Origin of the sequence: Paenibacillus paludis (assembly GCF_042610515.1) — a bacterium.
Classification (GTDB): Bacteria; Bacillota; Bacilli; order Paenibacillales; family Paenibacillaceae; genus Paenibacillus_AQ.
Window position 1 is genome coordinate 115,326 of the sequence record NZ_JBGJZP010000021.1, and the last position, 13,426, is coordinate 128,751.

Annotated in this window: 15 protein-coding genes; 2 read left to right on the top strand and 13 right to left on the bottom strand. The window is 47.7% G+C overall.

What is annotated here, in order from left to right:
• Window positions 1-110: 110 nt before the first annotated feature.
• Entirely contained in the window at window positions 111-542 is a 432-nt protein-coding gene (locus tag ACAN56_RS28925; protein WP_379147196.1) for a hypothetical protein, read from the top strand.
• A 6-nt stretch (window positions 543-548) separates the two neighbouring features.
• On the opposite strand, the gene ACAN56_RS28930 is transcribed toward ACAN56_RS28925, so the two are convergent.
• The 9 genes from ACAN56_RS28930 to ACAN56_RS28970 all read right to left on the bottom strand — a co-directional run bounded on the left by ACAN56_RS28930 (window position 549) and on the right by ACAN56_RS28970 (window position 7,903).
• Window positions 549-1,358: an NAD(P)H-binding protein gene (locus ACAN56_RS28930; RefSeq protein ID WP_379147198.1), complete on the bottom strand. Its 810-nt coding sequence runs from the start codon at window positions 1,356-1,358 to the stop codon at window positions 549-551.
• 135 nt (window positions 1,359-1,493) lie between these two features.
• Complete coding sequence (locus ACAN56_RS28935; protein ID WP_038591449.1) at window positions 1,494-1,943, bottom strand: MarR family winged helix-turn-helix transcriptional regulator; 450 nt, start codon at window positions 1,941-1,943, stop codon at window positions 1,494-1,496.
• An 84-nt stretch (window positions 1,944-2,027) separates the two neighbouring features.
• On the bottom strand, window positions 2,028-2,264 hold the full coding sequence (locus ACAN56_RS28940; RefSeq protein ID WP_038591447.1) for a DUF3977 family protein: 237 nt from the start codon (window positions 2,262-2,264) through the stop codon (window positions 2,028-2,030).
• Between the two features lie 139 nt (window positions 2,265-2,403).
• Window positions 2,404-3,597: a metallophosphoesterase gene (locus tag ACAN56_RS28945; RefSeq protein ID WP_052092064.1), complete on the bottom strand. Its 1,194-nt coding sequence runs from the start codon at window positions 3,595-3,597 to the stop codon at window positions 2,404-2,406.
• Window positions 3,598-3,779: 182 nt separating this feature from the next.
• On the bottom strand, window positions 3,780-4,193 hold the full coding sequence (locus ACAN56_RS28950; RefSeq protein ID WP_379147201.1) for a bacteriohemerythrin: 414 nt from the start codon (window positions 4,191-4,193) through the stop codon (window positions 3,780-3,782).
• A gap of 386 nt (window positions 4,194-4,579) precedes the next feature.
• Window positions 4,580-5,062, bottom strand: coding sequence for a riboflavin biosynthesis intermediates N-glycosidase (gene ybiA / locus ACAN56_RS28955; RefSeq protein ID WP_038591445.1), 483 nt, complete (start codon window positions 5,060-5,062; stop codon window positions 4,580-4,582).
• Window positions 5,063-5,079: 17 nt separating this feature from the next.
• Complete coding sequence (locus tag ACAN56_RS28960) at window positions 5,080-5,988, bottom strand: NUDIX hydrolase (RefSeq protein ID WP_379147203.1); 909 nt, start codon at window positions 5,986-5,988, stop codon at window positions 5,080-5,082.
• A gap of 221 nt (window positions 5,989-6,209) precedes the next feature.
• Window positions 6,210-7,073, bottom strand: a complete 864-nt coding sequence (locus ACAN56_RS28965) for a cation diffusion facilitator family transporter (protein ID WP_038591441.1) — start codon at window positions 7,071-7,073, stop codon at window positions 6,210-6,212.
• Between the two features lie 326 nt (window positions 7,074-7,399).
• Complete coding sequence (locus ACAN56_RS28970; protein WP_038591439.1) at window positions 7,400-7,903, bottom strand: ferritin; 504 nt, start codon at window positions 7,901-7,903, stop codon at window positions 7,400-7,402.
• Window positions 7,904-8,018: 115 nt separating this feature from the next.
• On the opposite strand from ACAN56_RS28970, the gene nagZ reads away from it, so the two are divergent.
• The gene (gene nagZ / locus ACAN56_RS28975) at window positions 8,019-9,362 is read left to right on the top strand and encodes a beta-N-acetylhexosaminidase (protein ID WP_379147206.1); all 1,344 of its coding nucleotides are present in this window, start codon (window positions 8,019-8,021) and stop codon (window positions 9,360-9,362) included.
• A gap of 88 nt (window positions 9,363-9,450) precedes the next feature.
• Here the strand turns inward: nagZ and ACAN56_RS28980 are convergent, their stop codons facing one another.
• Genes ACAN56_RS28980 through ACAN56_RS28995 form a run of 4 tightly spaced genes read right to left on the bottom strand, consistent with a single transcriptional unit; the run spans window position 9,451 to window position 13,044 of the window.
• Complete coding sequence (locus ACAN56_RS28980; protein WP_197073695.1) at window positions 9,451-10,551, bottom strand: efflux RND transporter periplasmic adaptor subunit; 1,101 nt, start codon at window positions 10,549-10,551, stop codon at window positions 9,451-9,453.
• Between the two features lie 29 nt (window positions 10,552-10,580).
• The gene (locus tag ACAN56_RS28985; protein ID WP_379147208.1) at window positions 10,581-11,963 is read right to left on the bottom strand and encodes an ABC transporter permease; all 1,383 of its coding nucleotides are present in this window, start codon (window positions 11,961-11,963) and stop codon (window positions 10,581-10,583) included.
• Window positions 11,960-12,673: an ABC transporter ATP-binding protein gene (locus ACAN56_RS28990; RefSeq protein WP_076109300.1), complete on the bottom strand. Its 714-nt coding sequence runs from the start codon at window positions 12,671-12,673 to the stop codon at window positions 11,960-11,962. The genes ACAN56_RS28985 and ACAN56_RS28990 overlap by 4 nt, the downstream gene beginning before the upstream one ends.
• A gap of 23 nt (window positions 12,674-12,696) precedes the next feature.
• Complete coding sequence (locus tag ACAN56_RS28995) at window positions 12,697-13,044, bottom strand: hypothetical protein (protein ID WP_379147211.1); 348 nt, start codon at window positions 13,042-13,044, stop codon at window positions 12,697-12,699.
• Window positions 13,045-13,426 lie beyond the last annotated feature (382 nt).

Consider the following 13,426-nt stretch of genomic DNA (forward strand, 5'->3'; position numbering starts at 1 on the left):
TTATGTTCTAAATTACTGAAAATCGTCACGCCGCATGTTAATATTAAGGCACTGTTAAGACTTTAAGAGCTGCATGAATATTTAGCTTGATCATAAGAGGAGGGCTTTTCTTGCATCCAATAACAGCAATGGAAATCACAGCCTCAGTTATTTTTGTCATTGTTATTTTTGTTATAGCAGTGCTTTTACCAGATAAGATTAGGAAGATCAGTTTAATTACTGCAGGTTCGATAACTGTACTATTGCTTGTGTTTTTTGCAGTTCGTCCCTATTGGCTTGATTATCAGGTATCAAAAAAAACAGAACAACTTAACCAATATTTAGAGGTAAAGTATCCTGGTGAAGAGTGGGAAATTAGCCGGCAAGCTGGAAGACAATACAACCCTTATCACCTGGAGGTTCGCTTCAGCAACGAAAAGGACTGGACATATATCTATTCCGTAGTAGATGCGGACAATATCCACCAGAGTGTATGGGGAGTTCCAGGAGCCATGGCTCCCAGTGACGGGAAGCATTATGAAATGTATCCATTGGAAAAATAGTATAGACTAAACAAAAGGCACTATACTTTCCTGCAGCGAAGTGATGCTTCGCCCCATTAATTGTTCCAGGTCATTCGAGGTCGAGACAGTATCAATCTTCTTCAGAAAAGAATAAATCCAGTGCTGAACGCTGGCATCCTCCCGATGTGTTACCGGCTTGCCTGCCAGCGATGTCAGCGCTGCTGCGAGATCATTGAAGCTCCACGTATGTGGTGCAGCCAGCTCATAAATCCGATTGCTGTGCCCGGAGCCGGCAAGAACAGCGGCTGTAGCCAGGGCCAAATCTTCACGTGAAACGGAGTTAAACCAAAAGTCCCCCGGATGTGTAATCAACTCACCGTTGCGGATGGCTTCTTTTAATCCAAGTACATTCACGAAATCAATATATAATGCGTTGCGGAGAAAGGTGTACTCTAGGCCGGAATCCAGAATCACCCGCTCTGTAAGCGTATGGACATTGCCGGAAGCAACATTAATCCGTTGTTGCGGGAAGGCAAAGCCGGTATAGAGGATATGCGAAACACCTGTTTTGACTGCTGCTTCAATAACCCGTTTGTGCTGGGCAAGGCGAATGCCGTCATCCGTGTGTGAGCTTGAAATTAGCAGCAGTTGGGATATATCATAGAATGAAGCTTCCAGCCCTTCAGGGACATCATAATCGGCATAACGTATTTCTATTCCTTGACGTTGTAGTTCTATAGCTTTGTCCGGATGGCGGGCACCTGCAACAATCTGCTCCTGTGGCATTTTTTGCAGCAGATTATCAATAATCAGGCGTCCTAATTGGCCAGTTGCTCCCGTAATCATAGTCTTCATCGGTTTGCACCCTCTCTTTGGTTCATGGAATTTAGTTAAGCTATTAACTATATAAGCAAAAAAAACTGTTACGTACTTCTACTATCAGATTGAATGTTAAGATGAGAGTATCATCGGTGCTTTATACCTTCAAACTTATATAGAGCGGTTCAGTTTGTGCAGCAATGACATCAACTCCAGCAGTTCCTTTTCATCCAGCCGCTTCATAACTTCGGCAACTGCCTGACGGTTCTCCGGAAGATGCTCTTTCAGCAGTGCGCGTCCGCTACCAGTGATCGAAATGACCGATTTCCGGCCGTCCGTAGCATGGCTTGCCCGGCTGATCAATCCGTCCTTCTCCAGCGGCAAAAGCAGCAGGCTGATATTGGCTTTGGTCACGCCGATTTTCTCGGCAAGCACTGAAGGCAGCATAGTTCCGCCATGCTTGGCGATTTCCACCAGAATACGGATACGCGCTCCGTTCAGACCCTGATTCTGCCAGTATTTCTCGGATACCGCCACGACATTTGCAGTTGCCTCAACCAATGTGAAGAATACCTCCGTATATAGCGGCTGCTCCATTACATATCTTTGTAGATCGTCCATAAATTCCGCTCAGCTCCATATAGTTAATAACTTAACTACTTCAATGTACGTGAATCTACCGCATCTGTCAATCCTATAACAGTTCTAATAACTGCTGATTCCGATAACTATTTTGATTTTGCTTCTGCTCTTCCTTGATTTTTTGCAGCCTTCTTTAAGATCAGCAACGAATACAGTCTTCCCTATCCATATCCTCAGGTACAGCGAATGGAAATGGATCGGCCGGATAATCCCCTGCTGCTCCGTCTCCGTTCCATCCTCAAATTCTGTTTCCGTTCTGACTATCCACCGGTTGCCGATTCCAAATTCTATGTATTTCAAGATTAACACTCCTTGGACATGATTAACCCCCGCAGCTACTCCATTGAAGCTGCAGGGGTTCTATTTTGGGATTGGTCGTGACTACATGTATTTCTCAAGTTCAATCTATATAATGTCTAATGTTTAATTCATGTACAGCTTAAATGAGCACTGTCTGTGAAGACAGCGGTTCTTCACTGTATTGTTTGCTGCCCTCCAGCAAAACTTCCAGCTTGATCAGCTCGGAGCGGCTGGCCAGACGGATCGGCGGCCCCCAGGTGCCATAGCCGGAGGAGACGATTACATGCATTTTCTCCTTAAGCAGATAGCCCCAATCCAGCTCAAAGAGGCGTTTGGTAATCCAGTGATTAGGCGCAATCTGTCCGCGGTGTGTATGTCCGGATAACAGGATATCCACCCCTGCCTTTGCTGCAAGGTCAAAACCGGTAGGCTGATGGTCCATCATGATTATAGGACGGGAGAGATCCAGACCTTGCAGCAACGAAGAGACACTAAGTCTGCCGCCAGCCTCCATAGCTTCCGCGGTCTTATCTTTCCGGCCGACAATATAGACGCCCGCAGTTTCCACCACTTCGTCCTGCAGAACTTTGATACCTATGCTATCCATCAGCTCAGTATACTCTTTGATCGAGCCGCCGTAATATTCATGATTTCCCAGTACGGCATATACGCCATGACGGGCTTTAAGCAGCTTTAACTGTTCACTCATTCCATTGCGGATAAACGGCTCGATACTGTCATCCAGCACATCCCCGGCAAGTAGGATGACATCCGGCTTCATGTTGTTGATCTCGGTGACCATTTTGCGCAAATGACGGTTGCCTACAATATTCCCCAGATGCAAATCCGAAGCAACGGCGACCGTAAGGGGTGCGCTTGTTCCAATGGATTTATCAATTTTGATCGGATGAGTGCGTACAATAGTGCTCCAGGCATTCCGTGAACCCCAAATGAGGAAGATAGCCAGCAACAGAACCAGCGTCGCTCCTGCTTCATAAGTAAAGGCCGAACGGTTAACCCCCATAAGTCCCAGCACCCAATAGAGCAGATCAGTTAACGGCAGCACAATTACCGCAAACTCCATGCAGGCCAAATAATAGGACCCGATCACTTTGAAGAATCTGGCCGCCGGTTTCACAGCCTTTGGCCAGGGCGCCATTCCGATCATATAGGCAAAAGCAATAACCATAAACACCGTCCAGTAGGCACCTGCTGAAATACCCGGCAGCCAATTCTCCAGCAGAACCCAGAGATGAAAGCCGATGTAGAAATTAACCAATCCCAATACAAGCAGCACTCCAGCTCCGGAAAATAGCATGCGCAGTATTTTCATTCAACCACTCCTTTAGCGTACAGCTCATATCTATACGTTCTACCTCAAATCATATCATAAAGTATTAGCCGAGTATAAACTGTGCCGGAGCATTGTAATAAATGAGAGGGTCTACCTCCCAACAGTCAAGCAACATAAAAAAGAAAATGCCCTGCGGCATCTTCATGATCTATCTATGTAAGTTAAACAGCCTTATTGCCTTTAGCGGCAATGCAATCACCGATCAGCCTGTCACATTTGTGGATATGGTTGATCAACCAGTCCATCAAGGTGCGGTTCAGTTTGATTGTGGACAGTACGGATACGCCTTTGGTCTTAATGCTTTCTTCCAGTTCAAGCACAGTCTGCACGAATTCGGCATGAGTCTTCTGGTGCTCGGCAAGCTCAGGGAAATCAATCTCCGACATCAACTGCTCTTCATTGCCAAAATGCTCAAGGGTATAGTCCTTAAGGAATTTCAGTGTTTCTTCAATCTTTTCTTTGCCTTTCTGGTTCGTGCAAGCATCAAAAAATTCATTAAGCTTCACAAGCAGCTGTCTGTGCTGGCAATCAATCTTCTCCACGCCGATATCATACGAATCCTTCCATTCAATCATGTACTCACTCACCTTATCCTTTACCATAATTTTCATATTTAGAGGCATATCTAATTCTCCACATTTCCGCAAGAAAGTTCTGTTAACAACATCACACGACAATATGTAACAAATTTCTTTTGGGTTGATGCAAAAAAAGCGCAAGCCTAAAGGCTGCGCATCAGAAGTTATTGCAATTTCTCGCCATTTGATCAATACTTATCTCAGCATTTACACATAATAAAATTTACAGAGGACAGAGGTGCACGATATGTTCAGCAAGAAAGCGCCAAAGCAACGTATATTTGTTCCGAAATCATCAGGGCTCGGCTGGGGGTTAAATCCCAATCACCCGCTGTCCTGGATGGCAGCTCTTGGTCTACTTGTACTGGTAATCTATTTAACGATTAGATAGTAGAGCGAGTAAACTCCTCGCGAAGATTCGTCAGGATTTCCCCCAGCCAGTTGGTGCCGCGCCAGGTAGTTCTTCTTCGTATCCTCGGATCCTCTTCCGTTAAACCCACACCCCAGATCCGGTCCGTCGGACTGGCCTCTACCAGCGTGGTGCCTTTCGTATCCAGCAGCGCTTGCAGCAGGTCCTCGTTCTGAATAAACTTCTCCCAGTTTCCTTGATAGACAATCTCTTTGCAGTGTTGTTCCCAAATGGTTTTGTCGAAACCGCTCACCTGACGCCCCAATGCCTTCTGCTCTCTGGGAGTTGTGGCCCGCAAGATTTTCAATCCCAGCTCTTCATCCTTAAACAATTGTGCCTTACTGTACATCATATACTGCTCAGTGCTATTAAAGTGAAGCTCTCCCACCGTGAAACGGCAGGGATACCATTGTGAGAATGGTGAGCCGCTGCGGTAAAAATAGGTGAATTTCTCCATCTTGCTCTCTCCTCATATCATTGATTGGAAGCCCGGTTCATGTTATATCGGTACAGCTTAGAGGGGCGGTGTCCGGCATCCCTGGTGAAATCCTCAGTTTCCATCACACGGTCAGCAATCTTCCGGCGGAAGGCGGCGGCCAGCAGCTCTTTGCCCAGAATGATTTCATAGACACGCTGAAGCTCCGACAAAGTGAACAGGGGCGGCATCAGATTAAAAATAATATCCGTATATTCAACCTTGCCGCGCAGGCGTTCGATCGCATATTGAACCATCATTAAATGATCAAAAGCGAAGCCTTCACTCTGCACGATCTCACGTAGGATCTTGCTGACATGGCCTTGAACGGATTCGGTAATTTTGACCACTCCTGATAAAGTCACCTTATCACTTTGCAGAGTGATCTTGATGAATTGGTCCAGCTCATATCCTTGCTCCAGCTCTCTGCGGCTTGCTTCGAGGATCTCATGTGATACCTCGAACCAGGCAGCATCAGCCGCATCATCCCCCGCCTGCACATTCAGTGCGGTACGATCAACCAAAGCCATATAGGAACAGCTGATGACCCGCATCCGCGGATCGCGCTGCACCTCTCCCCAGGTATACAGCTGTTCCATATAGATATTGTCTATATTCGTTTCTGTGAACAATTCCCGGCGTGCCGCTTCATCCAGGCTTTCATGTACACCGACAAAACCGCCAGGCAACGCCCATTGTCCCAAGTAAGGATGTTCGCCCCGTTGAATCAGCAGCAGCTGCAGTGATTTCTCGGAAAGCTTCCGGTAATTATCCTGTTCCCGTTCCATCACGGTAAAAATCAGCATGTCGACCGTTACGGATGGACGTTCATACACTCCAGCATCATATGTTTTTAGGAATTGTTCCTCGGTTATACCGTTGCGGTCAGTGACCGGTTGTTTTGACATAGCCAAACTCCTTTACAGCTGCGGATTTAATTATTATCTTTTTGTTAATATCATAATGTTATTATATACATATACAAGACGTATAAGTCAAGTATTAGAGTGTTCATGCAGGAAATTGCAATACGCTACAATGAGGGTCCTGCCCGTAGGCTATATTGCAAAAAAAGCCTGACTGCTCCGGCTTTCGCCGGGCATATCAGACTTTGGAATCCATTCTATATTTACAGCGGCTCTATATGTACAAGCACATTGGAAACCTGGTGTCGGTCCTTCAATTGGTCTTCAATTTCTTCCGTAATATCATGACTCTGCACCACGTTCAGCTTCGAGTTCACCAGCACGGTTGTATCCACCAGCACATTGTTGCCATGAATGCGTGCTTTAATATCTTTTATCGATTCTACGCCATCGATTTGGGCAACGGTTTGCTTCATCAGCTCCAGTTCGCTTGCGTCAAAGCCGTCCGTTAAATCATGGCTTGCCTTGCGGAAAATATCCCAGGCTGTCTTGCAGATCAGAAGCCCAACAATCGTCGCAGTCAGCGGATCGAGCCAGGGAATTCCAAACTGTGAACCGATAATCCCTATAAAAGCGCCTATGCTTACGAGCGCATCCGAACGGTTATCCTGAGCTACCGCCTGCATGGCATTGCTTTTGAGTTCACGGGCAAGCTTGATATTGTACGCATAAACAGCCAGCATAACTAACGCACAACCCGCAGCCGTCCAGGCAGCAATAAGATCTGGCGTTTCCAGCACCGGTTGGACAAATTTGTTGACACCCTGATACAGAACCTGCAACCCTACGGCAATCATAATGAAAGAAGCAATCAATGCGGCTACCGTCTCCGCTCTGAAATGCCCGTAGCTGTGATTGGAATCAGGAGGTCTCCGGGAAATCTTAAGACCTGTCAGGATGGCGAGAGACGCAATGATGTCCGTACTATTGTTCAATCCGTCTGCAAGCAGAGCTTGGGAACCCGAGACACTTGCGATGAACAATTTGACGGCGGATAAAAGAATGTAGGCAAATAAACTGAGCCAAGCCCCTTTTTCACTTTGTTTAATGTCGCTGTAGTTTTCCAAAAAAAAGAACCTCCAAACAATAGTATTGTTCTATACTACACGCTGACATCCGGGTGGGTCTAGAGAAACAGTGTTGCCGGGCGGCGCATTAGTTAACCCTGCCAAATAGAGTTGGGAAGCAGGAAGTGTTTTGCAATACGCAACATTGTTTGCCCTAGTTCAACATCAGACAGTGATTTGTCTTGGGGACCGGAATTATTCTCTTATACAGAAAGGCTTTGCGGGCTCTCGCCCTTCACAAGGTAAACACAAAAAAGGACCTGTCCTATAAGACAGATCCCTTTTCTGCTAAACTATGTTAGAGCAGCTGCTCATACATTAAGCATTTATTCTGCCGGCGGAGTAAATGAACGCGCTGCAAACTCGGCGTCCAGCATGTAGAAGGCGTTGCTATCGGATTCAATCCGTTTCAGCTTGGCGATAATATTGCTGAACAGCGCCTCTTCCTCCACCTGCTCATCAATGAACCACTTGAGGAAGTAGATGGTCGCGTGCTCACGTGCATCCAGCGCCAGATCGGCCAGATGGTAGAATTTTCGCGTATTCTGCTGTTCATGGGCATAGGCATGTTCAAAGGCATCCAGCATGGATGTATATTCGTTCTTCGGCTCCGGTAAGGCAGCGAGCGTAGCGCGATAGTCGCGGTCATTAAGGAATTTGTAAATTTTCATTGCATGAAACCGTTCTTCTTCGGCCTGTACCAGAAAAAAGTTAGCGAAACCGTCCAGACTTTCACCTGAACAATAAGCAGCCATCGCCAGGTAAACGTGAGCAGAATAAAATTCAAAATTCATCTGCTCATTCAATGTATTCATTAATTCTTCCTTCATGGGTCCCTCACCTCGTCCTTTAGAGTAATTTGCTTGAAACAAGCCTTATGTAAAGTCTCCTCCATCTTATCATCCATGCCAGTGAATCGGCAAACGAAAGGAAGAATATTTGCAAATGAAAATGATTTGGCTGAAATACCGGCACTTCACCCCGCGAGACTGGAGCAGACTCTTTCCTGTGACTGCCGTACTTACCGGCTTGCTTGCCATCAGCGGATGCGCAGGAAGCACCAATGTGCAGACAGGAAATATTTCTCCTACGGACTACATAACCGTATCACCTTCCGCAACAGCGGCTTCAGCAGCGACAGCAACAGCAACAGCGCCAGCGACACCCATGCAATCAGCGGCCAGCGGCAGCGATACAATTGAGAGCAAATTGGCAAATATGACACTGGAGGAGAAAATCGGGCAAATGCTCCTGGTCGGCATTGACGGCATCAAGCTAGATACCCAGGCAAAAAGGATGATTGCCGAAGACAAGATCGGCGGAATTATCCTGTATAAAGACAATATCAGCAACCTGAAGGGCATGGTCAGTCTGATCAATGACCTGAAGAAGAGCAACGCGGAGAATCCGGTTCCGCTGTTCATGAGCGTAGATCAGGAGGGCGGCAAGGTCAGCCGCATGCCTGATGAATATGCCGCAATACCGTCGAACGGGAGCGTTGGCGCAGCCGACAATTCCGGTGCTGCCGGAACGATGGGCAAGCTGCTCGCCAGAGAGCTGCTGTCAGCCGGGTATAATATGGATTTTGCCCCTGTGCTGGATATAAACAGCAATCCCGATAATCCTGTAATCGGCGACCGTTCCTTCGGAAACACTGCCGACCTCGTCAGCAGATTAGGAATCGCTGAGATGAAAGGAATCGCCAGTGAAGGCGTTATACCGGTTGTTAAACATTTCCCCGGTCACGGCGACACATCCGTCGACTCCCATCTGGAACTGCCGGTCGTGAACAAAACTGCTGCCCAACTGGCCAAACTGGAATGGCAGCCGTTCGAGGCGGCCATTCAGGAGAATGCGGATGCGGTAATGGTTGCGCACATTCTTTTTCCGGAGCTTGATTCTGATAAGCCTGCTTCTTTGTCCAGGGCCATTATCGGAAAGCTGCTGCGTGAAGAGATGGGCTTTCAGGGAGTGGTCATTACCGATGACCTCACAATGGGTGCCATCACCGAGCACTACACGCTGGCTGCCGCAGCTGTCGATACCGTACAGGCGGGCAGTGATATCCTTCTTGTCGCCCATGAATACGGGAATGAGCAAGCGGTTCGGAAAGCGCTGCTGGCCAGTGTCCAAAGCGGCACCATCAAGGAGTCACGAATTGATGAGAGTGTCTACCGCATTCTTGCACTGAAGGACAAATACCGTCTGACCGACCAGCCGACAGCCGTACCCGATCTGAGAAAGCTGAACCAGGATATCACAAGCTGGCGAAGTTCGCTTACCAAATAACAAAAAGGCTGTTGAGACTCTCTCAACAGCCTTCGACAAGCTAAACGGGCAGCCTGTTGTTATATCAACAGACTGCCCGTTATTTTAACTACTGAATAACTACTTTATCCCCGGGCTTTAGTCCAGAGAGAACTTCTGTCTTGTCCGTAGTTTCCATTCCGACCTTGATTTCCTGCCGTACATATTGCTCATTTCCTTTATCCAGCATTACATACGCCAGATCACCTTCATGCATAACAGCGATGCTGGAGACTACTGTGGCTTTCTCTTTACGCAACGTCTCAATTTCGCCGCTAAGACTGAGGCCGCCGATTAAATGCTCATCCGGCTGGAGAGAAATAACCACCTCAAATTGCGGCACCTGATTTGCTGCCGAGTTCTGTCCGCTGGTTGTAGTGGCGAATTTCGATACCTCGGTCACTTCACCCTTAAGCGTAAGATTTTTCATTGCAGTCATCTTGACCTGAACCTTCATGCCCTTTTTGATGCGGAAGATGTCCTGTTCCCCGACCTGCGCAATAAATTCAAGCTTGCTCAGATCAACAATCTTACCGATATACTGATTGTCCGTCACCATCTGCGGCCGTTCTTTGCTGCTGTCATACAGGAAAATGCCAGTTGCAGGCGCATGATAGATCGCCGTTTTGAGCTTATTCCTTTTGTCCGCCAGCTCCCGCTCTTGAATACCTGCGTTGACCTGGTTCAATTCCTCATTCATGCGTGCCGTTTCCTGGGCCGCCAGCGCTTTGAGCCGCTCCGCTTCAGTTCCGATTGGAGCTGCAGTTTCCGCGTCCTGTTGGCTGACGAATGAATTCAGTTCCCCCTCCAGCTGCGCTTTTCGAATGGCAGCCTCCGTGGTGGCAATTTCGTTTTGCAATGTGCTTTGGTCCAGAGTGAACAGCACATCCCCCTTTTTCACCTGGCCGGCGTTCTCCACCTTCCACGCTGTAACCTTTGAAGCGTAAGGAGCATAGACCAGAGTCTCCTCTTGATACTGTGATTTCCCCTTCACCTGAACAGAACTCGTTATGGTCTCCTGAGTAACCGGAAAGCTGATTGCTTGCGTAGACTCCATCACGATCTGGGGTTCTTCTTTTTTGATCACTTTGGTGAACAGCAGATATCCCCCGATACCCACGATGGCCGCAATAATGAGCCACTTCAGGCTCTTTTTAATTATCCTCTTCATTGTTCGGCGTCCTTTCAATTTAAAAATAGCTAGTCCCGCTTAATAGCAGTAAGCGCATCTGTTCTTGAAGCGCTGATCGCCGGATAGATCCCCGACAGCACACCTGTCATAATCGCAAATACAAGCCCGATGGGAAGGTTCGTTTCCGGAATAAAGAAATGTATACCATCACCAGCTGTACCCACAAGCTTGTTGAGACCATTTACAATCAGGTAGGAAAAGAGAACGCCCAATAATCCGCCCAAAAGCCCCAGCAGTGCAGCTTCCGTGATGAACATATTGCGGATTTGCCCCATATTCGCGCCCAGCACCTTCATAATCCCAATCTGCCGTCTGCGTTGATGGGTGGACATGGTCATGGCAACAATAATGGAAATGGAAGCAATGACTAGAATAAAAACACCTATTCCAAGCGCTGCCATTTTGATTGTATCAAATTGCTCTTTAAGCATATCCATCTGATACAGATTGTTGCTGGTCGTTAGAGACAGCTTCTGAATCATTTGTTCTACCTGCTTAATGTTGTCAACGTCGTCCACCTTAACCGTCACTGAGTTGTAGCTGCCTTCCTCAGGTACATTAATGACCGACATATTGTCAAAAGCAAGCTCTTTCCCGAGTTGAACCGCAGTATCCTGAGAGATATACATAATCTTGTCATAGGAAGCACGTTCATCGCTAGTCCCCGTCGGATTAGCCAGGATGCCCCCTACTTGCAGCGGTGAGCTGAGCTTGATGGCTCCTGACGCGCTGCTATAGTCCTGCGCCTGTATCTGTAGCTGCTGCCTATACATTTCTGAAGGGAGCAGGGTCATACTGGTGTATTGAGCATTTAATTCCTGGTTAAAAGGATCTGCAGAAAGACGCTCATAAAGCTTCGTACGGGTTTCATTGTCAATCAGGCCGAGTGTTGCCCCATAATTCAGCACAGTCATACCCGGGAGATTTGAGCCCCCTCCCTGTTTGTAGGTATGGCCGTACTTATTCAGCATCTCTAAGTCTGTTGCAATGACTCTGGCATCGCCTATTTTGTTGTCGACCGTGACAATCTGCAGGTAGCCGACATCTTGAAACGGCGCGGCTGCGACTACATGATCCAGACCGCGGATAATCTCAAGCTTCTGCTCCGTCAGCTTACCTGGATTCAGGTTCTCGTTTGTTTCGGCAGGAGCCTTACTGCTGTCGCCGCCGCCACGCGAGGGGATACCGCCGCCTGGAGAGACCATAATTTCATCCATTTTAAAACTGCGATTGACCTCATCGGTCATATAGTTCTGTGCGGATTGTCCAACACTAAGCGCAACAATGATTGCTGCACAACCGATGGAAAGTCCGGTCATACACAGTCCGGTAACCACCTTGCGCCGTTTGACCTGATCCCAGGCCATACGGGTTATATCTCTGATCTTCACTGCGTCTCCTCCTCTTGAGGTTCCGCTTCTGCCGCCTTTTGCTCTTCGGTAATTAAATAACCGTCCCGCAGGGAAAAGATGCGCTGCATTTGCTCTGCTACCTCATGTTCATGCGTGACAACAATAAAAGTAGTGTTCATCGTCCGGTTGAGCTTAAGCAGGATGTCGATGATTTCATCCTCAGTCTTGGAGTCCAGGTTCCCTGTCGGCTCATCCGCGAAGATGACCGATGGCTCCGTAATCAGCGAGCGGGCAATACTAACCCGCTGCTGCTGGCCACCAGACAGCTGGGAAGGAAATAAATCAGCTTTGTCCGGAATGCCGACCTGCTCCAGCAGCGCAAGCGCCTTTTGCTTACGGATGGATGGCGAGACGGACTGGAACACAAGCGGCAGCTCCACATTCTCGCGCACGGTAAGACTGGTGATCAGCTCATAGGCCTGAAAGATAAATCCGATATGCTTGCGGCGAAACACGGAAAGCTTGTTTTCTCCCATCTTAACAATGTCATGATCCGCAATGAAGATATGGCCTTCAGTCGGCTTCATCAGGCCGGCCATCAGGTTTAGCATTGTAGATTTCCCGGAGCCGGAACTGCCCAGCAGGGCAACCATTTCACCCTGCTTTACATTGAAGCTGATATCGTGAAGCACGGGGGTCCATTCGTTGCCGGTCTTAAAAGAGTGCTTGATATTTTCTACTCGCAACATAGAAGCTGCTCCTTCTTCCATTGTCATTTAGCGTTGGTATCTTTGGTATTAGTTATCAGCTGGCGGTCGATGAACAGGTTGAAAACCTGGCCCCCAAGCTCCTGCCGCTCGCCTTGGAATTCATCAAACAAAGTTAATTTGTAAGTGCCGCCCTTGAGCTTCGTGTACAGATTTTTACTGAAGGACATCGAGAAGGTATTGCTATTTCCTTCTGTCAGATCCGTGCCAATAGTCAGCACTTTATCCTGTGATACGCCATAGGGATCAGTCATTCTAAGCACAAGCTTATGCTCCAAATCGCCACTGTCGATACTGTTGTCCCGGGTCAGATCATAAGTCATTACGATGTTGATAGTGTCGTTTAGTTCCAATAGTCTGCCTTCTGAGTTGATGACCGACAAATTATAGGGGAAGAATGTGATCTTCGTTAAATTACCCGCCGGTGCTGTGGTTTTAGGNAGTCATTACGATGTTGATAGTGTCGTTTAGTTCCAATAGTCTGCCTTCTGAGTTGATGACCGACAAATTATAGGGGAAGAATGTGATCTTCGTTAAATTACCCGCCGGTGCTGTGGTTTTAGGTGTGAGCAGTAGGGCACTTGCATTAATAAAGCCGGTAGCCTCTTGTCCGCTTTCACTTAACTTGTTTCCGGTCACCCCGGAACCTAATACCAGTGAGATGTCTTCGGCACTTGCCGTCTTCGGCAGCTTCGCCCAGAACGAAACCAACTGCATACCGCCAGGTGTTGCAGC